Source organism: Arthrobacter sp. Z5-13 (assembly GCF_056499105.1).
Genome location: NZ_CP096460.1, coordinates 2,564,850 through 2,585,595, shown reverse-complemented (window position 1 = coordinate 2,585,595; position 20,746 = coordinate 2,564,850). Strand labels below are relative to the sequence as shown.

General features: G+C 60.6%; 23 protein-coding genes. 16 read left to right on the top strand and 7 right to left on the bottom strand.

The annotated features are described in order from the left end of the window. Positions 1 to 143: 143 nt before the first annotated feature. The 9 genes from M1E02_RS12275 (at position 144) to M1E02_RS12235 (ending at position 9,537) form a co-directional block, all read left to right on the top strand. Positions 144 to 1,178: a sugar ABC transporter substrate-binding protein gene (locus tag M1E02_RS12275; RefSeq protein WP_479374548.1), complete on the top strand. Its 1,035-nt coding sequence runs from the start codon at positions 144 to 146 to the stop codon at positions 1,176 to 1,178. A gap of 17 nt (positions 1,179 to 1,195) precedes the next feature. Then, on the top strand, positions 1,196 to 2,734 hold the full coding sequence (locus tag M1E02_RS12270; RefSeq protein WP_479374547.1) for a sugar ABC transporter ATP-binding protein: 1,539 nt from the start codon (positions 1,196 to 1,198) through the stop codon (positions 2,732 to 2,734). Next, complete coding sequence (locus M1E02_RS12265; protein WP_479374546.1) at positions 2,734 to 3,762, top strand: ABC transporter permease; 1,029 nt, start codon at positions 2,734 to 2,736, stop codon at positions 3,760 to 3,762. The genes M1E02_RS12270 and M1E02_RS12265 overlap by 1 nt, the downstream gene beginning before the upstream one ends. A gap of 122 nt (positions 3,763 to 3,884) precedes the next feature. Continuing rightward, the gene (locus tag M1E02_RS12260) at positions 3,885 to 4,907 is read left to right on the top strand and encodes a zinc-dependent alcohol dehydrogenase (protein ID WP_479374545.1); all 1,023 of its coding nucleotides are present in this window, start codon (positions 3,885 to 3,887) and stop codon (positions 4,905 to 4,907) included. Continuing rightward, positions 4,907 to 5,668: an SDR family oxidoreductase gene (locus tag M1E02_RS12255; protein WP_479374544.1), complete on the top strand. Its 762-nt coding sequence runs from the start codon at positions 4,907 to 4,909 to the stop codon at positions 5,666 to 5,668. The genes M1E02_RS12260 and M1E02_RS12255 overlap by 1 nt, the downstream gene beginning before the upstream one ends. Before the next feature lie 8 nt (positions 5,669 to 5,676). Further along, the gene (locus tag M1E02_RS12250) at positions 5,677 to 6,273 is read left to right on the top strand and encodes a bifunctional 4-hydroxy-2-oxoglutarate aldolase/2-dehydro-3-deoxy-phosphogluconate aldolase (RefSeq protein ID WP_479378143.1); all 597 of its coding nucleotides are present in this window, start codon (positions 5,677 to 5,679) and stop codon (positions 6,271 to 6,273) included. After that, positions 6,270 to 7,220 carry a sugar kinase gene (locus M1E02_RS12245; protein WP_479374543.1) on the top strand — a complete coding sequence of 317 codons (951 nt, stop codon included), beginning with the start codon at positions 6,270 to 6,272 and terminating at the stop codon, positions 7,218 to 7,220. Before M1E02_RS12250 ends, M1E02_RS12245 begins: the two co-directional genes overlap by 4 nt. Then, complete coding sequence (locus M1E02_RS12240; RefSeq protein ID WP_479374542.1) at positions 7,217 to 8,209, top strand: aldo/keto reductase; 993 nt, start codon at positions 7,217 to 7,219, stop codon at positions 8,207 to 8,209. The genes M1E02_RS12245 and M1E02_RS12240 overlap by 4 nt, the downstream gene beginning before the upstream one ends. Beyond that, the gene (locus tag M1E02_RS12235) at positions 8,206 to 9,537 is read left to right on the top strand and encodes an L-fuconate dehydratase (RefSeq protein WP_479374541.1); all 1,332 of its coding nucleotides are present in this window, start codon (positions 8,206 to 8,208) and stop codon (positions 9,535 to 9,537) included. The genes M1E02_RS12240 and M1E02_RS12235 overlap by 4 nt, the downstream gene beginning before the upstream one ends. On the opposite strand, the gene M1E02_RS12230 is transcribed toward M1E02_RS12235, so the two are convergent. Further along, positions 9,489 to 10,256 (bottom strand): FadR/GntR family transcriptional regulator, encoded by a 768-nt coding sequence (locus M1E02_RS12230; protein WP_479374540.1) that lies wholly within the window; start codon positions 10,254 to 10,256, stop codon positions 9,489 to 9,491. The two genes, M1E02_RS12235 and M1E02_RS12230, sit on opposite strands and share 49 nt — an antisense overlap. Positions 10,257 to 10,278: 22 nt before the next feature. On the opposite strand from M1E02_RS12230, the gene M1E02_RS12225 reads away from it, so the two are divergent. The 3 genes from M1E02_RS12225 to M1E02_RS12215 all read left to right on the top strand — a co-directional run bounded on the left by M1E02_RS12225 (position 10,279) and on the right by M1E02_RS12215 (position 12,044). Further along, complete coding sequence (locus tag M1E02_RS12225; protein ID WP_479374539.1) at positions 10,279 to 11,175, top strand: amidohydrolase family protein; 897 nt, start codon at positions 10,279 to 10,281, stop codon at positions 11,173 to 11,175. A 42-nt stretch (positions 11,176 to 11,217) separates the two neighbouring features. Beyond that, positions 11,218 to 11,544 carry an L-rhamnose mutarotase gene (locus tag M1E02_RS12220; RefSeq protein ID WP_479374538.1) on the top strand — a complete coding sequence of 109 codons (327 nt, stop codon included), beginning with the start codon at positions 11,218 to 11,220 and terminating at the stop codon, positions 11,542 to 11,544. A gap of 143 nt (positions 11,545 to 11,687) precedes the next feature. Next, positions 11,688 to 12,044 (top strand): hypothetical protein, encoded by a 357-nt coding sequence (locus M1E02_RS12215; RefSeq protein ID WP_479374537.1) that lies wholly within the window; start codon positions 11,688 to 11,690, stop codon positions 12,042 to 12,044. Between the two features lie 162 nt (positions 12,045 to 12,206). Here the strand turns inward: M1E02_RS12215 and M1E02_RS12210 are convergent, their stop codons facing one another. Beyond that, a complete protein-coding gene (locus M1E02_RS12210; protein ID WP_479374536.1) occupies positions 12,207 to 12,845 on the bottom strand; it encodes a dihydrofolate reductase family protein in 639 nt (212 codons plus the stop codon). A gap of 29 nt (positions 12,846 to 12,874) precedes the next feature. Between M1E02_RS12210 and M1E02_RS12205 the strand changes: the two genes are divergently transcribed. Continuing rightward, positions 12,875 to 13,501 (top strand): TetR/AcrR family transcriptional regulator, encoded by a 627-nt coding sequence (locus tag M1E02_RS12205; RefSeq protein ID WP_479374535.1) that lies wholly within the window; start codon positions 12,875 to 12,877, stop codon positions 13,499 to 13,501. A gap of 317 nt (positions 13,502 to 13,818) precedes the next feature. Continuing rightward, positions 13,819 to 14,415 carry an N-acetyltransferase family protein gene (locus tag M1E02_RS12200; protein WP_479374534.1) on the top strand — a complete coding sequence of 199 codons (597 nt, stop codon included), beginning with the start codon at positions 13,819 to 13,821 and terminating at the stop codon, positions 14,413 to 14,415. A gap of 98 nt (positions 14,416 to 14,513) precedes the next feature. Here the strand turns inward: M1E02_RS12200 and M1E02_RS12195 are convergent, their stop codons facing one another. From M1E02_RS12195 to M1E02_RS12180, 4 genes are all read right to left on the bottom strand, one after another. Further along, positions 14,514 to 14,972 (bottom strand): hypothetical protein, encoded by a 459-nt coding sequence (locus M1E02_RS12195; RefSeq protein WP_479374533.1) that lies wholly within the window; start codon positions 14,970 to 14,972, stop codon positions 14,514 to 14,516. A gap of 17 nt (positions 14,973 to 14,989) precedes the next feature. Then, positions 14,990 to 15,247 carry a hypothetical protein gene (locus M1E02_RS12190; protein ID WP_479374532.1) on the bottom strand — a complete coding sequence of 86 codons (258 nt, stop codon included), beginning with the start codon at positions 15,245 to 15,247 and terminating at the stop codon, positions 14,990 to 14,992. Further along, complete coding sequence (locus M1E02_RS12185; protein ID WP_479378142.1) at positions 15,241 to 15,549, bottom strand: hypothetical protein; 309 nt, start codon at positions 15,547 to 15,549, stop codon at positions 15,241 to 15,243. Before M1E02_RS12185 ends, M1E02_RS12190 begins: the two co-directional genes overlap by 7 nt. Before the next feature lie 730 nt (positions 15,550 to 16,279). After that, positions 16,280 to 17,275: a trypsin-like serine peptidase gene (locus M1E02_RS12180; protein ID WP_479374531.1), complete on the bottom strand. Its 996-nt coding sequence runs from the start codon at positions 17,273 to 17,275 to the stop codon at positions 16,280 to 16,282. A gap of 1,023 nt (positions 17,276 to 18,298) precedes the next feature. Here M1E02_RS12180 and M1E02_RS12175 point away from each other — a divergent pair. After that, on the top strand, positions 18,299 to 19,117 hold the full coding sequence (locus M1E02_RS12175; RefSeq protein ID WP_479374530.1) for a hypothetical protein: 819 nt from the start codon (positions 18,299 to 18,301) through the stop codon (positions 19,115 to 19,117). Here the strand turns inward: M1E02_RS12175 and M1E02_RS12170 are convergent. Next, entirely contained in the window at positions 19,077 to 19,976 is a 900-nt protein-coding gene (locus tag M1E02_RS12170; protein WP_479374529.1) for a hypothetical protein, read from the bottom strand. The two genes, M1E02_RS12175 and M1E02_RS12170, sit on opposite strands and share 41 nt — an antisense overlap. 97 nt (positions 19,977 to 20,073) lie before the next feature. Between M1E02_RS12170 and M1E02_RS12165 the strand changes: the two genes are divergently transcribed. Further along, positions 20,074 to 20,592, top strand: coding sequence for a hypothetical protein (locus M1E02_RS12165; protein ID WP_479374528.1), 519 nt, complete (start codon positions 20,074 to 20,076; stop codon positions 20,590 to 20,592). The last annotated feature ends 154 nt before the right edge of the window (positions 20,593 to 20,746 follow it).

Genomic DNA, 20,746 nt, shown 5'->3' with positions numbered 1-20,746 from the left:
CTGGCTAAGCTAAATTGATCTAATCTTTTAGGCCTGTAGTCGGCAATAATGGCACTTAACCGCCGTAGACATCTGATGAATCGTGTGTCTATAGTGTTCTGACCCTCGACCAAGAGGGCCATTCGAGAGTAGAGGTCAGTATCGTGCGTATTCGATCAATGGAGATCGCTGTAGGAGCCGTTGTAGTGATGGCTGGAGTGGCAGGGTGTTCCGGGGCAGGTGCGAACACATCGTCGTCGGGCGGGGCAGACAAACTGATCGGAGTTGACTTCCCGAGGTCTGACACCGACTTCTGGAACGCGTACACGCAGTATGTTCCGGCGACCGCCAAGGAGCTCGGGGCTGACATCGCGACCAGCAACTCGCAGAACAGTGTGCAGACGTTGGTGTCGAACATCCAGGCGCTTGTGGGCCAGGGCGCCAAGGCACTGATCATGGCGCCCCAAGACACGGCGTCCATCGGCTCAGAGCTGAAAAAGCTCAACAGCCAGAACGTACCTGTCGTTTCCATCGACACCCGCCCGGATACGGGAGACGTCTTCATGGTGGTGCGTGCTGATAACAAGCAGCTTGGGGCGAAGGCCTGTGAGTTCCTCGGCGAGAAGCTCGAAGGCAAACACACAGTGGTGGTGCTGCAGGGCGGTCAGGATTCGGTCAATGGCCGTGACCGCACAGAAGGCTTCTCTGAGTGTATGAAGGACAAGTACCCGGAAATCAAGGTTTCATTGCAGGCCTCTAACTGGGACGGAGCCCTGGCCGCTTCGCAGTTGCAGACTGCGCTGACGCAGGACTCGGATATCCGCGGAGTCTACATGGCCTCCAGCTTTGCTCTCTCAGGAACCCAGCAGGTGCTCGAGCAAGCCGGCAAGGCCGTTCCCCGGACAGATAAGAACCACGTCTGGACCGTGTCCAACGACGGCATTCCCCAGGAATACAAAGGTATAAACGAGGGCAAGCTGGACGCCACAGTCTCCCAGCCGGCTGATCTCTACGCGAAGTACGGCGTCTACTATGCCCAGGCTGCTCTCAAGGGAGAGTCCTTCAAAGCCGGGCCGACTGACCACGACTCCACGATTGTTGAAGTCCGGGCCGGTCTGTTGGAGGACCAACTCCCCTCAATCCTCGTAACCGAGGACAACGTCAACGATCCGGCCCTCTGGGGCAATAACCTCAAATGATCCCGGAAGACCGACTGATGATGCAGACCCAGAAGCCGGGGGACAGAATTATCCCTGACCAAACGGGGGAGTTGTACACCCTCCGGGCACAGAACGTCACCAAGAGATACGGAGCGACTGTTGCGCTCAACGACGCACACCTTGAGGTTAAAAAGGGTGAGTCACATGCACTCGTCGGACGAAACGGCGCCGGCAAATCGACGCTCGTTTCGATCCTCACCGGCCTTGCCTCGCCTGACCAGGGAATCGTCGAGTTCTCAGGTCAAATCGCTCCAGCCCTGACAGACCGGGAAGAGTGGCGTCGCAAGGTGGCGTGCGTGTATCAGAAGTCGACGATCATCCCCACCCTCTCGGTTGCGGAGAATCTCTATCTCAACCGACAGCAGCGATCGGGTCCGACGATTTCGTGGCGACGCATGCGCAGAGAGGCCCAGGAGCTGCTGGACAGCTGGTCCCTTCCTGTCAACGCGGCCGATCTGGCCGACACGCTGACGGTCGAGCAGCGACAGATGGTGGAGATCGCCAGGGCACTTTCGTTCGGAGCCGATTTCATCATCCTCGACGAGCCGACCGCTCAGCTCGACGGTAAGGGCATCGACCGCCTCTTCATGCGGATGCGCGCGCTCCAGGAAGGCGACATCTCCACTCTGTTCATCAGTCACCACCTCGCGGAAATCTTCGAGATCTGCGACACCGTGACGGTTTTCAGGGACGCCCGACACATTCTCACCGCACCGGTCGCAAGCATGAACCACGACGAACTTGTCTCCGCCATGACGGGCGAGCAGGGGAAGGTCGATCTCCGCGGTGGCGCATCGACCATTCGTGAAGGGGCTCCTGTCCTGACCGTCGATAAGTTGTCGCTGGATGGGCTGTACGACGGTGTCTCCTTCGACGTCGCGCCTGGCGAAGTGCTCGGTGTCACCGGGAGCGGGAGCAGCGGCCGCATCGCGCTGGCCGAATCGATCGCCGGTTTACGCAAGCCATCGTCCGGAACCGTGCAAGTTGCGGGGCAAGCAGTGAAACCCGGGAGCGTTCCCGACGCCTTGCGCGCCGGAATCGGGTTCGTGCCTAGAGATCGGCACCATGAAGGACTCGTCGAAGGTCTCAGCCTCGCTGAGAACATCACCATGACGGTACCCGGTCGTATTTCCCGACATGGCATCATCAGCAACAAGCGGCGCGACGCATTCGCGCAGCGGATGATCGATGAACTCAGTATCCGCGCGTCCGGGCCCGAGCAGGTCGTCGGATCCTTGTCCGGCGGAAACCAGCAGAAAGTCGTGATGGGCCGGGCGATCGCGGATCAGCCAAAGGCCCTTGTCCTCATGCACCCCACCGCAGGGGTCGACGTTCGTTCGAAGGCCACGTTGCTGGAGTCGATCAATTCCGTTCGCTCTGATGGGGCGGCGGTCCTCATCGTCAGCGATGAGTTGGACGATCTGCGCCCCTGCGACCGGCTCATCGTGATGGTACACGGACGCATCGTCAAAGAATTCAACCGAGATTGGGCCGACGCAGACGTCGTTGCCGCCACAGAAGGGATCACTGAATAATGACTCAGCTTCAGACAGCGCCAGCAGGGACCGGAGGACTCGATCCTCGACCCCGGCGGCACTTGCAGATCGCGCGACTGCGCGACCTGGCGTTGATTCCCGCCTTGATCCTCGTCTGTGCACTCGGTGCGATCATTAGCCCGGTGTTCCTGTCGCCGCAGAACCTGATTAACATCCTGCAGCAACAGTCCGAGATATCCCTCGTCGTCCTGGGGCAGGCCATTGTGATGATCGTAGGAAGGATGGACCTGTCGCTGGAATCGACGGTGGGTCTTGCCCCCGGCCTGGCAGCCTGGCTCATCCTTCCCTCAGGGCTTGCCCACGGGCTGGGCGCTGAATTGCCCGGCTGGCTGGCCGTGCCGATTACGTTGCTCGCCGGATTGATTGTGGGTTTGCTAAACGGCCTTCTCACCGTGCGTTTCAGGCTTAACGGGTTCATAGTCACCCTCGGCATGTTGATCACTCTGAGGGGCTTGCTCAACGGGATCAGCGGGGGGCAGACGTTCTTCGGGCTTCCGGAGTCAATGACCTACCTGGGTTCGACCCGCTGGCTCGGCGCCCCGGCAGAGATCTGGGTGTCTTTGATCCTCTTCGCCAGCGGCATTTTCGTGCTCGGTTACACCCGGGTGGGCCGATCGCTCTACGCCATAGGCGGCAACGCCGCCGCTGCGAAAGCCGGCGGCATCCGTGTCGACCGGACAGTCTGGGTCGCCCTCATTGTTGCGAGCCTGCTCGCTGCCGTGGCCGGCATCATGCTCGCCGGTCGGCTCGGTTCGGTCGCTGCGGTCTCCGGCAACGGCTGGATCTTCACGGTCTTCGCAGCAGCCGTGATCGGAGGCATCAGCCTCAACGGCGGCCGGGGAACCATCTTTGGTGCGTTCACTGGCATCCTGCTTCTCTTCACTGTTCAGAACGTGCTCACCCTCGCAGGAGTATCCGCGAGCTGGATCAACTTCCTCAACGGAGCGATCATCCTCGGTGCGCTGGTCATCAGCCGCCTGGCATCCGGTAAGGACCAGAACGACTAACCGGCCTCTAACGCTCCATCACTGAGCCGACTCCGGTTGGCGGAATGACATTTACGTAATACCCCTTGGAGGGCGTGCGGATCCTCGCTGCGCCCGGGAACGGATTTCAGGAGAATCAACGCATGCAAGCTGTCAGTTACTTTGGCGAACGCACGTTCGCCCTCACCGATGTCGAGCCTGAACCGGTTCGTCCGGGCACCGTCAGGGTCGAACCGGCTTATGTCGGTTTGTGTGGAACGGACCTTCATATTTTCCACGGACATATGGATTCGAGGGTGACGAAACCGGCCATTATCGGTCATGAGATGGTGGGGGTTATCGCGGAGATCGGTGCGGACGTCACCGGGTGGCGGGTCGGTGATGTTGTGACCGTGATGCCGTTGATCTGGGATAACACGTGTCCGGCCTGCCTGGCGGGCCACACCCATATTTGCCAGAATCTGCAGTTCGTCGGAATCGACACCGCAGGCGCGTTGCAGCAGCAGTGGGTGGTCCCCTCAGAGCTTCTGGTCCGTGTGCCCGAGGGGGTTTCACTCGCGCATGCGGCGCTGGTGGAGCCCGTCGCTGTCGCGGTCCATGACGTGCGCCGCTCCGAGCTCAGCAGCGGACAGCGGGCTGTGGTGATCGGTGCTGGACCGATCGGTGTTCTGATCGCGACCGTCGCTCGAAACGTGGGTGCCGATGTGGCAGTCATCGAGCTGGATCCGGGCCGGCGGGCGCTGGCGCGGGAGCTCGGCCTGACCACAGTGGATCCGGGTGAAATCGATCCCGGCGCGTGGGTAGCGGACTGGACGGACGGAGCGGGCGCCGACGTTGTCTTCGAGGTCGCTGGCGCAGCGGCAGCGATCCTCACCGCGACCTCCCTGGCGAAAGTGCGCGGGACCGTCGTCGTTGTCGCGATCCACCCGGAACCGCGCCCCGTGGACCTTCAACGGGTGTTCTGGCGTGAGCTGCGGATTCTCGGTGCCCGGGTCTACCAGCGCACCGATTTCGAGGAAGCCGTAAGGCTCATCGCGGCCGGGGTGATACCTGCCGGGCAGCTCATCACGGAGATCGTCCCGTTGAACGCAGTGCAGTCCGCGTTCGAGAAGCTCGAAACAGGGGCCGCACTGAAGGTACTCGTCGATGTCGGAGGCGCACTGTGATGAGCTCTTTCGATCTGAGAGGGAAAACGGCGCTTATCACCGGGGCCAGCCGCGGTATCGGGTTGGCGATGGCGGAGTCTCTGGCGGCCGCGGGTGCCGATATTGTGGCGGTCTCGGCGACATTGGATCCACAGGGATCAGCCGTGCAGGAGGCTGTCGAGTCGCACGGTCGGTCGTTTTCCGGGCACCAGGTGGACTTCGCGGACCCTGATGCCGTGGCTTCATTCGGCTCACGCCTGGCCGGCAGCGGCACGCCGATCGATATTCTCATCAACAACGCGGGCACGATCGAGCGGGCGCCGGCAGCGGAGCACTCGGTGGACTCCTTCTCACGTGTGATCCAGATAAACCTCACCAGCCAGTTCATCCTCACTCAGCTTATTGGACGCGGGATGCTGGCCCGGGGGAGTGGACGTATCATTTTCACTGCGTCACTGCTCTCCTTCCAGGGAGGGATCAACGTTCCCGGGTACACCGCGTCCAAGTCGGCGGTCGCCGGACTGATCCGGGCTCTGGCCAACGAATGGACTGCGTCGGGGGTGACGGTCAACGGGATCGCACCCGGATATATCGCCACCGACAACACGGCGGCACTGCGGGCGGACCCCGCCAGGACTCAAGCCATCCTGGACCGGATCCCCGCGGCCAGATGGGGCGAGCCGGAGGATCTCGGTGGCGCCGCTGTTTTCTTGTCCTCTGACGCTGCCCGCTATATCAGCGGCGTGATCCTCCCGGTCGACGGCGGATGGCTCGGACGATGAGCGTCGTGATGGGACCATTGCTTCCGATCGCGGTGGTCGATAACGCCGGGCACGCGGAGGCCCTTGGTGCGGCACTTCTGGAAGGGGGTATCACCCAGGTCGAGGTGACTCTGCGCACCGGAGCGGCAATAGAGGTGATCCGCCGCCTTGCGCGGGTTCCCGGACTCACTGTCGGTGCGGGAACGGTTCTCTCCGCATCCGATGTCGCCCGCGTCACCGATGCCGGCGCCGAGTTCCTCATCAGTCCCGGTTGGGACGATGGTGTTCATCGGAGCGCCCTGGAGCACGGCCTTCCGTGGTTCCCCGGGGTCGCCACTGCCACGGAACTGATGACTGCCCGCGCCGCCGGGGTCCACACCGTGAAGATCTTCCCCGCCGCACATCTGGGGGGCGTCGGCTTCATCGATGCACTGACCGCGGTCTTTCCCGACACGACGTTTCTGCCCTCCGGGGGGATCCCCCTCGAGGAGGTCGCAGACTACCTCCTCCGCCCTTCAGTCCTCGCAGTGGGTGGAAGCTGGATAGCAAGCCGCTCCCTCATCGCCGCCGGATCCTTCGAGCAAATCGCGGACACTTGCAAAAACGCCATGAGGACACTGCAATGAGGCGGCGCGTATACACCTTTGGTGAAACTATGGCCTTGGTTCGGACGGTGTCGCCCGGGGGTATAGAGACGACCAACGAGGCCAGGATAGGCATCGGTGGTGCGGACAGCAACGTTGCGATCGGCCTCAGCAGGCTGGGCGTGCCGGTCCTCTGGGTCGGCAGGGTGGGCGATGACTCCCTCGGGCGGCGTATCGAGCGGGAACTGCGGGCCGAGGGAATCCAGACCCATGCGATCCTCGACCCGGCGCCCACCGGGCTGATGGTCAAAGACCACCGCACACCGAACACCACCCAGGTCCTCTTCTACCGACACGCCAGCGCAGGCAGCCGCCTCACCCCGGCGGACATCCGCCGCGATCTGATCGCAGAGGCCGGCGTCGTCCATGTCACAGGGATCACAGCCTCGCTCTCCAGCTCAGCTGAGGACGCCACTTTCACGGCCATCGAGTACGCCCGCGAGGAAGGCGCCCTGGTCAGCTTCGACGTCAATCACCGACCAACGCTCTGGCCCGAGGAAGACCCGGCTCCGTTATACCGGAAGATTGCCCAGCGCAGCGACATTGTCTTTGCGGGAACCGAAGAAGCATGGCTTCTGCTCGATCAGGGCGCCACATCCAACTCGACCTGGCTCGCACGCGAACTCGCCGAACTCGGACCGCGCGAGGTCATCATCAAACTCGGCGCGGACGGCTGCGTCGCCGACATCTCGGGCCAGGCCTACACCCAGGCCGCTGTGCCCGTCACCGTCGTGGACACAGTCGGGGCCGGGGATGCGTTCGTCGCCGGATATCTGGCTGCGCTCATCGAAGAACAAAACCCCGCAGCGCGCCTGCAACACGCTGCAACCGTCGCAGCGTTCAGCTGCCTGAACGACGGCGACTGGGAAGGCCTGCCACGGCAGGCGGATCTGCGCCTCCTGAAAACCCAGGACCCGGTGGACCGATGAACGAAGTAACACTGAACACACTGCGCACAGGCATACACCTGTCCAGCCTGGGGATAGGCGCATCACAGTTCGGCAACCTGAACCGAATCACCACCAATGAGGCATCCACGCAGGCCGTCACACGCGCCTACGATGTGGGCCTGCGGTACTTCGACACCGCGCCCCACTACGGGCTGGGGCTCTCCGAGCTGCGGCTGGGCGCTGCACTGCACGCACTCGATCGCGACGATGTTGCACTGTCCACGAAAGTCGGACGTCTCCTGGTCGACAGCCCGGAGACGGCGGATCAGGCGGACGACCAGGGTTTCCTCGTCCCTGCTGCACGCAAACGGGTATGGGACTTCAGCCGCGATGGCATCCTGCGATCGGTGGAGGCGAGCCTTGACCGGCTCCAGGTCGATACTCTCGCGATCGCATACCTTCACGATCCGGACGATCACTGGGAAGAAGCATCCACCAGCGGAATCGATACCCTCATCGAGCTCCGCGATCAAGGTGTCGTGCGCTCGATCGGAGTGGGCATGAATCAGGTAGCCATGCTCTCAGATTTCATCCGGAACGCCGATGTTGATGTCGTTATGGTGGCTGGCCGACTCACGCTGCTGGATCAGTCCGCAATGACAGAGCTGTTGCCGCTTGCGCGGAGCCGAGGGGTCGGAGTGGTCGCGGCAGGCGTCTACAACTCGGGCCTGCTCAGTTCCGCTACCGTCGCGGACGGGGCGAGCTTCGATTACGCGCCCGCATCCACTGCGATAACGGCCAGTGCGCGCCGGATCGCAACCATCTGCCAGGAGCATGGTGTCGAACTCCCCGACGCTGCAATCCAGTATCCGCTCAGGCACGCTGCCGTCGTCTCAGTCGTCGTCGGCACTCGCTCCGTCGAGCACGTCGACAGCAGTCTTCAACGTTTCCTCACTCCAATTCCCGACGAGCTCTGGGCCGAGCTCGACGATATGGGCCTGGCCCCTGATCCGATCGGAACACCATGACCACCATCATCGACGCGCAGGTGTATGACCTGCGGTTCCCCACCTCCCTGAGCCAAGACGGCTCCGATGCAATGAATAAGGACGGTGACTACTCGGCTGCCTACGTCGTCCTCGTCACCGACGATCCGCAATTGTCCGGTTTCGGTTTCACTTTCACGATCGGTCGCGGCAACGACCTGTGCGTGGAAGCTGCCCGGCAGCGCGCATTCCCGCTCATCGGACGCGACGTCGCCGACATGGTGAACGATCTCGGCGGCGTATACCGGGATCTCGCCGGTGACACGCAGCTGCGGTGGCTCGGACCTGAGAAGGGCGTGGTGCATCTGGCTATGGCAGCAGTGATGAACGCCGTCTGGGATCTCGCGGCCCGCCGGGCAGGGAAACCGATGTGGCGGCTACTGGCGGACATGAGCCCCGAAGAGCTTGTGGACGTCGCCGACCTGCGCTACCTCTCAGACGCGCTCACCCGGGACGAAGCGATCGCAATTCTCCGCGAGATGGAGCCCACACGTCAGGAACGAATTGACGAACTGGACCGTCGCGGCGGATACCCGTGCTACACAACGAGCGCAGGATGGTTGGGATACAGCGACGACAAACTGCGCCGCCTGCTCACGGAGGCAGTCGACAGCGGATACCAGCACGTGAAGCTGAAGGTCGGAGCAAACCTCGAAGACGACCGCCGCCGGATGCGCATTGCCCGGGAGGTGATCGGGTGGGACGCCAAACTCATGATTGACGCGAACCAGGTGTGGGATGTCCCCGAAGCCATCGACTGGGTTAATGAACTCGCCCATTTCAAACCCTTATGGATCGAAGAACCCACCAGCCCAGATGACGTCCTAGGTCATGCGGCAGTACGCCGGGCAGTAGCTCCGATCGGGGTCGCGACCGGAGAACACGGCATGAACCGGGTGCTGTTCAAGCAGATGTTCCAAGCGGGCGCGATCGACTATTGCCAGCTCGATGCGGCCCGCCTGGCAAGCATCAACGAAATCCTCGCGGTCTATCTCATGGCCAAGAAATTCGGTGTGCCGGTCTGCCCTCACGCCGGTGGTGTTGGATTATGCGAACTGGTCCAGCACTTGTCGATCTTCGACTACGTCGCCGTCTCCGGCACACTCGAGAACCGTGTCACGGAGTACGTCGACCACCTCCACGAGCACTTCGTCGATCCGTGCATCGTTGTAGAGGGGAACTACGTCCTGCCCTCACAGCCCGGATACAGCGCAGAGGTCTACCGCGAAACGCTCGAGGAATACTCCTATCCGAAGGGAACCTACTGGACGCCGGCATCGGAAACTGTTGGCGCGGTGTCGATATTGTGAGTATCTGCGAAGTCTTCTACGGCGAGCAGGTGAAAGTGCATCCGCAATCTGGCCCGGTCGGGGTCGCGACGGCGGATCTCATCGAGGATTCCCCGGTGTTCGGCCTGGGTCGTTGCAGTCGCGCCCTGCTCGGTCATCGCCCGCCACACACGCGTCCTGTAGGTGCGACTCGCCAGCGAATCAATCAACGCACCCATGAGAGGGTTGCCAGCGGCACCGGCGACGCTTCGGTGAAATTCAGTATCCACATCGATGATTGCACTGACATCCGCCTCATCCACGTCCCCGTCCAGGAGCGCGTCAACGCGATCCAACAGAGCACTCATCTGGTTCACTTGCTCATCTGTAACCCGCTTAGCTGCCAAGGCGGCGCTCTCGGCCTCCAACACCCTCCGCACATGAAGCAGTTGCGAAGGCTCCACGGCCATCTGTCGGTTCGCGAACAGCGTCAAGGGACCGAGAAGCTTACTCGCGTCCAACGCTGTAACGTATGTTCCGGCACCCTGACGGGTTTCCAGGACACCGAGGACCGCCAACGCGCGAACACCTTCGCGCAACGGACCCCGCGAAACTCCCAGGAGCTCCGCCAAGTCCTTCTCGATGGGAAGCCGATCGCCAGCGGACAGCCTACCGTCATCCACCATTCCGAGGATCGCTGCAACGACATTGTCAGTTTGCGATCGACGGGTAGGGGGCCGATCGGACGAGGATGTATTCATCAGATCATTTTAGAAGGTTGGCATGATCATTGACTCGCATTTACACGTTTGGAATCTTCAACGGGCAGCTTATAGCTGGTTGGGGCCGCATCTGCCGGAGGTGAACCGTGACATCGCATTCGAAGAAATCGCTCCCGTATTGACCGACCTGAGCATCGGCGGGGTCATCTTGGTGCAATCTGCGGACAACGCCGAAGACACGCGAAACATGCTTCACGTCGCAGCAACTCGCCCTGAGATCATCGGCGTCGTCGGTTGGGTGCCAGTCGAGGACCCTGGAGCAATCGCGAGCCATCTGGACGACCTCCTCCGTTACCCGGAGATCGTGGGCATACGGAACCTCATCCACGATCGGACAGATCCCGACTGGGTACTTCGACCAGCCTTCGATGATGGACTCTCCATCCTGGAAGAGTACGGGCTGCCCTTCGACTTCGTCACCAGCAACCCGGAAGCCATCCCCCGGCTGGTCACTGCCGCGGGCCGTCACCCCGGGTTGACGTTCGTACTCGACCACCTTGGTAAACCCCCGGTCGATGGGCCGACCGAAGAGCTCCGGCGCTGGGAAGAGCTCATTGCCGCTGCCGCAGAGGAGCCGAACATCTTCGCGAAGGTCTCGGGTTTGTATGCGACCGCGAGGCCGGCAGGGGACTGGAGCGTATCCGGACTTGCCAGAATCGTTGACACCGCGGTGGAAGTATTCGGAGCGGAACGGCTCCTCTACGGAGGTGACTGGCCGATGTCGATTGCCGCTGGTGGATATCGGCGCGTTTTCGACTCGCTCAGCTCGATTGTGTCTGCCTGGCCAGCCCAAGCCCAAGAGCAGTTCTGGTCGGGGACGGCCGCGAGCATCTACCAGGTGTCAGAATCCAACAGAAACGGCATCGACGGTGATGTCGGCCGAGGCTATGTTAGTTGACTAAGAATCAACCTGAACGTACGAAGAGGAACTGGAGACAGCATGCAGCGTGTGGCACAAAGAATCGATCTGCCGCGATCAAACCAGGAGGAATACCTACGGCTTCACCGAGCAGTCTGGCCGGAGGTAGAAGCAACGCTCACCCACGCGGGTATCCGTAACTACAGCATCTTCCTGGTCGACGAACATCTCTTTGCCTACTTCGAGGTGGACGATTCAACGTCACTTTCAGAAGCATCCGCGGCTATCGCACAGGACCCCAAGACGCGGCAGTGGTGGACACTCACCGACCCGCTGCAACGACGCCTGGAAGGAACACCCGACGGCGAACAGTGGCTCACGCTCAAGGAAATCTGGCACCTCGACTAAAGGCCCTGCGGTAAGGCCGCTTTTATCGCGGAACGGGAGTTCTCTCATCTACTAAGGTGAGCCGGGAGTGGGTGACCTCAAAGAAGGCACTGTTGCCCGAACGCCCAGTGCCGTGCCTCTTCCCATCCCGTTAAGCTTGTGTGATGTCCGGGGATACCATCCGCTGGCTTGAGCGCGACGCTGCAGAGCGGAAAGTGCTAACCAACGCAGCGGAAGAGAGCTATGTGCGTGAATTGCTGCTGCCAGCTAGCTTCGTGATTACGAAGGACGGGAAGCAGCAAGACGAACCGGCGCTCCCGCTTTCAACTGCCCGCAGAATGCTTGTTCGAATGATCACAACCGGGCTGGTTGGAACGTACTTCATCGACTCGGACGAAATGCTGACAGGCGATGCCGCACTGTTATCCATAACAGACTCGGAGGCCTGGGAAGCTGCTGACAGCGGCGGCCTTTGCCTCTTTCTGACGCCGGTGGGGCAACAAGCGTTAAGAATCCGTTGACCTCAGCTTCGTCTACTTTGAGTAAGAAGAAACCATCTTCGCATTGGTTGCCGAACTGGCCGGTCCTCGCGCCGCACCAATCCAGCAATGCACGATGGCCAGATGGGCACAAAGAGGCGTTGGGGCGCTTTTCACTCTTGAGGCGATGGCGTCAGGTGTCGTCTAGGCAAGAACGCTGTACCGGAGGTGGGTCTCGCTGGCGAATGCCGAAGTTTCGACGCGTTCCAGCTTTATGCGCTTGCTCAGTCCGGTGAAGAGCGAGATCCCTTCTCCGAGAAGGATCGGCACGACGTCCAGATGGATCTCATCGACGAGTCCGAGCTCGAGGCATTGTCTCGAGATGCTGCCTCCGAGCAGGCTGACCAACTTGTCCCCCGCCGCATTCTTGGCGGATTCAACGGCCTGCGCGATGTCGTTGACGACAAAGGTATACGTGACGCCATCCTTCTCGATCGGCTCATGAGCACTGTGGGTCATCAGGTACACCGGCACCTTGACCATGGCCCCATAGGGAACTTCTCCGTCTTCGATGGTCTGCGTCTTGTTGGCACCCCCCACCACGGCGCCGAGTTCCTGCACAACCCTTCCGACGACCTCTTCATCCTCAGGAGCCGATGGAAATCCGTTCATCCAGTCAACTCCTCCGTCGATGTCAGCCATGAATCCATCTACGGTCACGGTCGCGTGAATGATGAGCTTTGCCATTGCTCCCCCTGGGGCACGTGCTGCTTCCGGCAGGCCGGGAGGTGAGTCGATCGACTCACCTCCATGCAGAGTATCGATCAACCTGTCGTGAGTCAATCAACTCACCTTTGCGTCATACTGAGTGCATGCCACGCGAACTCTCTGCATACCATCGACACGTCGCTGCCAAGAATCGTGCGGCGATCCTCGAGACTGCCACCGTCCTCTTCCTCGAACTCGGCTACGATCGGACTTCATTGGCTGGAGTCGCCGACGGCGCCGGCGTCTCGAAAGCGACGCTGTTCAAACAGTTCCCGACGAAGGCGGAACTCTTCGAGGCAACGGTGCTCGCGGCGGGTGACACGCCGGAATCCGAGCCGTTGGAGCCACCGTCCGGAGACTTCCATGCAGGTTTGGTCAGTCTTGGCATGGCGTACGCGGAGCTGTTGTCCCAGCCCCGTATGGCGGACCTGATCCGGGCGGTGATCGCGGAATCCGCGAGGTTCCCAGAGCTGCGCCAGCGGACTTTCGATTTCGGCACGTTGCCCGTACTCAGGGCGCTCAGGAAGTTCTTCCAGGCGGCGAACGCTGAGGGAACCGCCAACGTGAACGACCTCGACGTAGCAGCCGCGCAATTCCTCGGCATGATCGCCACTGTCGTGTTTTGGCCCCGCCTCGTCCACGGCAACTGGTCGCTCACTGATGAGGAGACGCTCTACACAGTCGACGAGGCCGCTCGGACGATCGTCGCCCGCTACCGCCGCGCCGGATGAGCGCACGGCAAGCTGGACTCAAACTCTTCCAACGGATCGGGCTGCGGATTGATGTGCGGACAGCGCTAAAACTACTGCAGATGGGACTGCCTCCGGTTTTGTTGACTCCGTGACCTGGCGAGCGAAAACCGCCTGTTGGAGCAGGAGGATGAGATTCTGCGCCGGGCTGCTGCCTATCCCTTGGGCCGACATGGGACGTCCCACTTCCCACTTCCAAGGAAAATGGGACGTACGGGAGTGCGGTAAGAGGCTTTGGTCGTGTAGTCCTGCAGTCCGTTCAACCCGGGGGCGGTGGATATCGCTAGTACCTTGGGGTCATGACCTTTAGCAAGGGCGCCTGGAGCGCAACGGCCACAGGAAGTCCTCAATATGTGCCGTACGAGGGAACAGCGCCGGACGATGTGTGGGCTGGGGTAGTTGAACTCTTTGTGTCGACGTTCTCCGCGCCGCCCTATTCCGAATCCCCTATGGACCTGGCCGAAATCAGGCAATGGGGGCGAGCTCAGTTGGCCGACATCGGCGGACGGCTAGTCACAGCAAACCATGAAGGCAGAGTGGTTGGCATGTCCTTGGCTCATCGACTCGATACGGACGGTGCCTGGCAGGCTCTTCTGTCCGCCATCGGGGCAGACACCGGGGCTCACGGGCTTCCCGTTGCCGAGCCCGAGCGGATCGTAGTTGTCCATGAATTAGCGGTTGACGTTTCCCAAAGGGGAAAGGGGATCGGCAAGGAGTGTTTGCTCCGGCAGCTCCAGCATCGACCGGAAACGCACGCCGTCCTGGGAGTCTATGGACAGGCCCAAACCGCACGCTCAATGTATCAGCGCTGGGGTTTTCAAGACGTCGGCCACGTCCCAATTCTGGGCGGATCAGTGGATCTCCATATCCTCATGCGCGAACTACCTTGGCCATAGCCCGACTCCCTCAGCCAATAGGACGCCCGACGCAGATTGAGCCCATCGCATGTCGGAGTTCTAAGGAAAGGGAAGGTCGGCCCGACACTCTGTGGTGCTTAGTTTCTTCCGGTTTGTTTCTGCCTGACCTGCCACGCAATGAAGGCTGCCGCCGTCACATTTGCTGTCGCTAGGGCCACCCACATCTCGTTGGGCATAAAGAAGAGGGCGCGGATAGGAAGGGATAGTGAGGCCAGTGCAATCAGCACCGCAAGTGGCCTCCATTTGCCGGCCACTCCAAAGGCCAGCAACCCTGCCACCAGGAGACAGCCAACCGCGAAAGCCAAGAAATTCGCTCCGATGCCGATGCCGATGCCGATGCCGATGCCCCCAGGGTAGAACCACTTTTGGGCGCCACCGGCTTGTAGGTAGCTGCTGAATCCGGGGGTTAGTGCAGCCATGGGTGCACCGTAGACGAGGGTGTCACGCAGTTGGGTTGTGTGCGTGGGGTCGCCGGTCAGGCCGAAGATGCTTGCAAAGATGAAAACCACTGAGACAACCCGGCCGACGTGAACCATGCCTCCGGTTACTGCTGTCAGGAGGGGTATCGCCGCAGCGGCACGATGGCCAGTGCCAGGAGAATTCTGGTGAAGGGCCCGAAGAGTCCTGAGCCGGGGGAGTAGCTGTTGTAGCGGAACCATCGGCCGAGCTCGCCCAGCATCAGCATCATCGCGGCCAGTGCGGAAGCGATAGTCAGGGAAAGGCAAGCAATTCTGTCGCGCCCGGTCGTCGGCAGCCAGCCCAGGATCGGTTCACAGCAAGTAGCCAATCCGGAACCGATAAGGTTCAGCAACTCGTCAGCGGTAGCTGTGGTGCTCGGTTTCGGCTCTCTCCAGTAGTACTCCTACGATTTCGTCGCCATTGTGTCTGCACCAAACGGGCGGGTACGCGAGCAGAGCCGCCTGTACTGCGCCTCCAGGGGACTCCGTTGTCCGCGCATACCAAATCGCCAGCCGGGCGAAGACGCAGGCTGGTCCGAGCCAGCTTCACGTTAGCCTCCAGCCGCTGCACTTCAGCGGTAAGCTCATTCGCTCCTGTATCGGTCAGCTCGTAGTACCGGCGCATCCTGCTGTCCACTACTTCTTCACGGACCACACGGACTAGGCCTTCTTCCTTGAGCCTGTCCAGGGATGAGTACAAGGTGTGCCTGGCTGCAGAATAACGCGCCCGCCGGAGAGCTTTTTGGTTTCGTTGATGAGCGCGTATCCATGCTGGGGGCCTTGAGCCAGAACAGAGAGAACCATGAAGGTGGGCTCTCTCATCTCTCGCTTAGTCATGAAAGACGTATATTCAACTCACATATCTTGTGGATACTGCAGCCCGTGTCGCGCGCAGCACCTTGCACAGGCGGCCCAGTCCCTGAAAGAAGCCAAGCGGCAGCAGCCACCGGAACCGGCGGCTCCCCACTCGGAACCTTCGCCGAAGCCCGATATGGAGGAGGTAAACACTGGCTAGCTCACAACCACTTCCACTTTCACTGGGCCGTTCTGAATTTCAAACTCTTGGCTGCCAGAACCTCCGGGATCACAAGTTGCGGTTACCGTGTAACGACCGACCGGAGCATGTCCTATTGCTTCCCCTTTATGATCGGTAAATCTGCCAACCTCGTGGAAAGCGTAGTCCCCGCTGAATGAAACGAGGCATCCTCCGATTGGAGAACCGGCCACGTCGCTGACCACAACGGTTATCTGATTCAACTCGGGTTCAGCTTGGCAGGAGCTAAGGGAGACAATGAGAACGGTACCTGCAAGAAAGCTGACAGCCCTCAAAAATATACTCGTCGATACCGGCACTCGCTTGTCTCCCTTAGCTTGGGCAAAAGGGCCTACTGCGCCACAAGCCCATCAACTGATGCCTTGAATGCCGCTGTCAGCCTGGTTCCGAAATTCAGCTGTGCTCCCGAACTCCCTGCGGAATGCACACCTATAACACAGTTTCCACAGGCCGTCCCTGATTCCAAGCGCCAAATAGGTGCGCCGCTCTGGCCACCCGTGGTGTCGATGGTGTAGGAGAACTGGAGAGTGTTGTGGTAATTGAGGGTCCCGGCATGCGTGTACATGTAGTACCCACTTGACGTTACCTTGTCGCCCGGGTAGCCGGTGATATTCCAGGTGTTGGCTACGGAACCGTTGCCAGAATCACGGTAACCATAATGCCCAATCACGTCTCCAGCATTACAGGCAAGTTGGATGACCCCCCAGTCGTAAGCCTGCGACTGGTTACCAAGCCACTGCGTAGAAGAATTCAGACTACTCGGATAGCAACCGATGTTGTAAGTGGTTCCCTCTACCGAAAAAAGAACGGCAACCTCAGTCGACCATTCCTGTACACCCTCAGTGGCAAACAGGCAGTGCCCGGCAGTGACAAGAGTCCGGTTGCCTACCAAGCCTCCGGAACACATGTAGTCTTTTCCTCCATTAGTGAAGAGAATTAGTGCCGTCTGGGAGTACGGTGCGGCATATACGTTGGAAACCTTCGTACGGTTATCGACGCCCCCTATTATCACCATGGGTGACACCATGGAGTCATCATGAGACTTGTCATCCGAGCTGCTGCTTCGGGCCTTGTCCTTCTTCGGCTGCGTCAGGTCGATCCTGGGCTTCGTGAGGTCCAAGGAGCTGACCTGAATACCGCCCTCCAGATCAGCTAGATTACCTGACCCGTTCTTTGACGGCCTGACCTTTGTATCCGTAAGGGGACTGGCCGGAACTTCGACCTTGTCGCCGTGATTGTTGACGAGAAAGACGGTATCACTCTTGGGAGTAGGCGGGGCCGCCTGAGCCGGAGGAGCGAGGAGTGTGACTGTGGCAAGTGTGGCCACTGTTACCGTCAGGCACGTTGTCTTCCAGATCGCGTTTCTACTGCGAATTGCTTCCCCAACGCGACGGCGTACGGCCCTTAAAGAATTGTGCTTGTGATTCACACTGTCCCCCATTTATTTCAGATTCTCCCGCAGAGGGCAATTCCCCCGTCGCTAAGAACACCAGCGGTCGGGGAAATTGTCAATTAAATAGGCTGAATATGGGGCCCCGACGGCACACGAGTCATTTCAACTGCGGAATATGCCATTCCTACATAACTAGCAAGGCCCATTCCATTGGACTTGAACTGGCATGTGCGGGTATTCATGAGTCTGGAGTAGGCGCCCGCAAGGAAGGCGGTGAGAGGGGGAACGGATGACCGATAGACTCCCGCTCATGTGGGGAACCAGAAAAAAGGACATTACGACAGGGCTGCCTCTTAAGGCCAAGCAGATGGGCCTACTTATTGCTGGGCTCCGTGGTGCTAGTGCTTGTGGTTCGGTGGGGAATGAGCAAATCCTCGAGACATGATGCCCACTTCAATGCCTGGACTGAGGCACTCCAGGCAAGCCACGGGCTGAGAACCAAGGAGCAGGAAGAAGTTTGGAAGCAGCGCTTAGTACACAAACCCGCTGTTGCCGAGGAACCCAGTGGGCAACGCCCCGGTCACCTTCACATATGCACCGCCCGGACCGGCTTGGCGGTGCGATCAAACACTTCCGGAGGCTCCTCGGAGTCACGGCCGATGACAGTTGATCGACCCTGAGGACCTTGGAACCGAGAACGGCATCATTCACCGCAACCCTAAACCATGGAAACAAGCATTAGATGCAGGAAAGCTACAGTGACAAGGGATCCACGGGCGAATCAGGTCTTGAGGTAAAAGAGGTCGTGATTAGCGTCATGCTTGCCTGATCTGCGGATACGTGCATAATGGACGTTTCGTCAAAGGAGAGAGCCCTTCTCAGTATTTGGGGCTATGCGTTCCTTCCCTGGGGGACGGTCGACGGCGGGCCTGTCACCCGCATTGCTACAGTGACCCCATGAGCATGTCTCGAGGGGAACAAAACCCGCCGGACGCCAAGCCAGGGGCCCTGCCGGACAGCCCGGTCGGCGTCGATCCTGCGTCTCTTGAGCCCGCTAACGGCACGGTCCGGAATCCTGCTTCCCGGCCCTCTATCGGGGCGATTCTCCCGCTGTCTCAGCGGCTGCCCGCCTGGCTGGTCCGGAATCCGCTGCATGCAGGCTGGACGTGGACGGGTTTCTGGGCGTTGTTGATCGTCGCCGACGAATTTGTGGACCTGGCCGGCTGGACCTGGTATGTGTTTGTGGCCATGGCTGCCCTGCCCACAATGGCGTGCACTGTGGCTGTGCTCCATGCGACCCCGCGCCGGTACCTCAAGCCCCAGAAGGAATCGGTGCTTGCGCACTTCTTTGTCCGGTTCCTCGCGCTGACGGCAGCATTTATGGTGTGGGGCATGTCCGTGGTGGCCAGCGCCTCGATTTCCACAACAGTGCAGGCACTGGCCGGGAACTCGGAGAGTGCGGTGACGTCCTTGGGGTTCAACCTGCTCCTGGCTGCGGTCCCCGTGGTTGTCTCGGTGTTGTGGATGGCGCTTATTGTGCGCTGTGCCTGGTTCCTGCGCCGTCTCCGCGGGTGGCGCCAGAACCCGCAAAATTCGCGGCTGCCCAAGAGCTTCCTGCGGCATTCGCCCCAACTCCGTCGCGTCGTGGTGGGACTCGCCCACCCCGGCCTGCTTCTGGTTGCTGGGCTTGGCACATCGGTTCTGGCACTCTTCCTCGGCGGCATGGAGCTCACGCTCAGCCTGACCGCCCCCGACGCAGGGCCACAGCCAGATTAGTGATGGTTTGATGCGACTCGGCGGGCCCGACGTCGGAGAAGGATCCATTAGGAGACGCTCCTACGGCTGGTTTCTCGTGCTTCTGCTTGGTCCGCCGTCTCCGTCTCCGTCGCCGGCGGCCTGGGCCGTTGAATGGTGGACGGGGCTGGCCCTGCCGGGGCCCGCTCCAGTACCGCCCGCCGATCAGGATGCCGGCGAGAACGCCGTACACCAACGCATGCGGAAGAGCCATCTGGTCTGTGGCGCCGCCGACGAATATCAACGCAAAGAAGCCAACGGGCAGGCCCAGGATGATGAGGCTGTTTCTGAATTGCAGCGGCGGCGGGAACCGGAACAGAGCCCAGCCTGCAACGACAGCACCGGCCAGAACGGCAACACCGAACACCGTCAGTGACACGAGCACCAGCTGGGCTATACCTATTCCAAGCAGGACAAGCGCACAGACTCCATTGATCACCGCCATGCGCCACCCTCCGGAGAAACTGCCGTCAGCTTGGGGCTTGCGTTTCGGCTGTTTGAATTCAGTCCCGGCACGGGGGCCGGACCACATGTACCCGCCGGCAATTCCGCCGACGATAAACCCGATGAACCACGGTCCCGCCGCGGGGATACCCAGGGCATCCTGGATCGAGCTCAACGTCCAGAGGTTCAGGAGGAACGTCCAGAGCATCGCCGTGAACGCACGCACGGACTCTGAGACGACCCGGTACACGAGAACTGCGTAGACCACCGACCACGCGAAAAAGAGCGACGCCTCAATCAGCCAACTGTGGAACAGCCACAGGAACATCGCAATCATTAGGGCGATCATCCCGGCATAAAAAATCCGTATGTCCCACTGGTCAATTTTCTTCAGCACGCCAGATACCCCCATGGATACAAGGGTAGGCGAGTGGACCCGAAGCCACTGCAGCCAGAATCTCGTCTGGTCCTACTCAATGTGTAACTATCAGTCCATGCCCGAAACCTTATCCCAGCCTGTTGCCGTTCGAGCGAGGGCTTTCATCAGACCCTCAAGATGGCTGCATCGGCCGCTCCGCCTGGTCCGCTACGACGCCTACTGGTCAGATGGTCGCATGGACTTCGGCGTGGACCTTTCGAAGATGATGTACCGGGGCCACCCGGGGGACTTCGCCGCAGTCGACGAAAGCGTGCACGCCGACTGCCCGGAAGTAGGAACAGGCCAATGGGTCGACGAATCCGGGAGCGTCGTCGAGGGACCACTCCCGACTGAGCTTCCGCCAGGGAACAGTAGGGGAGTCAGAAGGAAGCATGGAGTTTCGAGGTACGGGTCGAAAGCGAGGGCTAACCGCGTGTTGCACGTCGGTGGCGGAGTAGCCATTCTGAGTCTCGGCGTCTTTCTCACCATCGGGCCGATAAGTGACGGTATCGCCGGTTTTGTGGGTGTGCTGTGCTGTGTCTTCGGCCTGGCATCATTGGCAGGCTTGATTCTCGGAAAACACCGACCATGGTGAACCCGCGTGGAAGGCCGAAGCTGGCCCGGATCTGATGATGGACAGCGGGCTCAAGGAGAATATTCAGTGTCGTCTGAACCTGTCAGACGTCGATGCTTCCTCAAGATCCCACCCCGTAGCTGGCGCGCCTTGCCGCTGACCGTACATCAGGACG

Bases quoted from the DNA above. Each gene is read 5' to 3' on its own strand.
- M1E02_RS12270 (WP_479374547.1), top strand. From the start codon at position 1,196: ATGATGCAGACCCAGAAGCCGGGGGACAGAATTATCCCTGACCAAACG.
- M1E02_RS12265 (WP_479374546.1), top strand. From the start codon at position 2,734: ATGACTCAGCTTCAGACAGCGCCAGCAGGGACCGGAGGACTCGATCCT.
- M1E02_RS12260 (WP_479374545.1), top strand. From the start codon at position 3,885: ATGCAAGCTGTCAGTTACTTTGGCGAACGCACGTTCGCCCTCACCGAT.
- M1E02_RS12255 (WP_479374544.1), top strand. From the start codon at position 4,907: ATGAGCTCTTTCGATCTGAGAGGGAAAACGGCGCTTATCACCGGGGCC.
- M1E02_RS12250 (WP_479378143.1), top strand. From the start codon at position 5,677: ATGGGACCATTGCTTCCGATCGCGGTGGTCGATAACGCCGGGCACGCG.
- M1E02_RS12245 (WP_479374543.1), top strand. From the start codon at position 6,270: ATGAGGCGGCGCGTATACACCTTTGGTGAAACTATGGCCTTGGTTCGG.
- M1E02_RS12240 (WP_479374542.1), top strand. From the start codon at position 7,217: ATGAACGAAGTAACACTGAACACACTGCGCACAGGCATACACCTGTCC.
- M1E02_RS12235 (WP_479374541.1), top strand. From the start codon at position 8,206: ATGACCACCATCATCGACGCGCAGGTGTATGACCTGCGGTTCCCCACC.
- M1E02_RS12230 (WP_479374540.1), bottom strand. From the start codon at position 10,256: ATGAATACATCCTCGTCCGATCGGCCCCCTACCCGTCGATCGCAAACT.
- M1E02_RS12225 (WP_479374539.1), top strand. From the start codon at position 10,279: ATGATCATTGACTCGCATTTACACGTTTGGAATCTTCAACGGGCAGCT.
- M1E02_RS12220 (WP_479374538.1), top strand. From the start codon at position 11,218: ATGCAGCGTGTGGCACAAAGAATCGATCTGCCGCGATCAAACCAGGAG.
- M1E02_RS12215 (WP_479374537.1), top strand. From the start codon at position 11,688: ATGTCCGGGGATACCATCCGCTGGCTTGAGCGCGACGCTGCAGAGCGG.
- M1E02_RS12205 (WP_479374535.1), top strand. From the start codon at position 12,875: ATGCCACGCGAACTCTCTGCATACCATCGACACGTCGCTGCCAAGAAT.
- M1E02_RS12200 (WP_479374534.1), top strand. From the start codon at position 13,819: ATGACCTTTAGCAAGGGCGCCTGGAGCGCAACGGCCACAGGAAGTCCT.
- M1E02_RS12195 (WP_479374533.1), bottom strand. From the start codon at position 14,972: ATGGTTCACGTCGGCCGGGTTGTCTCAGTGGTTTTCATCTTTGCAAGC.
- M1E02_RS12175 (WP_479374530.1), top strand. From the start codon at position 18,299: ATGAGCATGTCTCGAGGGGAACAAAACCCGCCGGACGCCAAGCCAGGG.
- M1E02_RS12165 (WP_479374528.1), top strand. From the start codon at position 20,074: ATGCCCGAAACCTTATCCCAGCCTGTTGCCGTTCGAGCGAGGGCTTTC.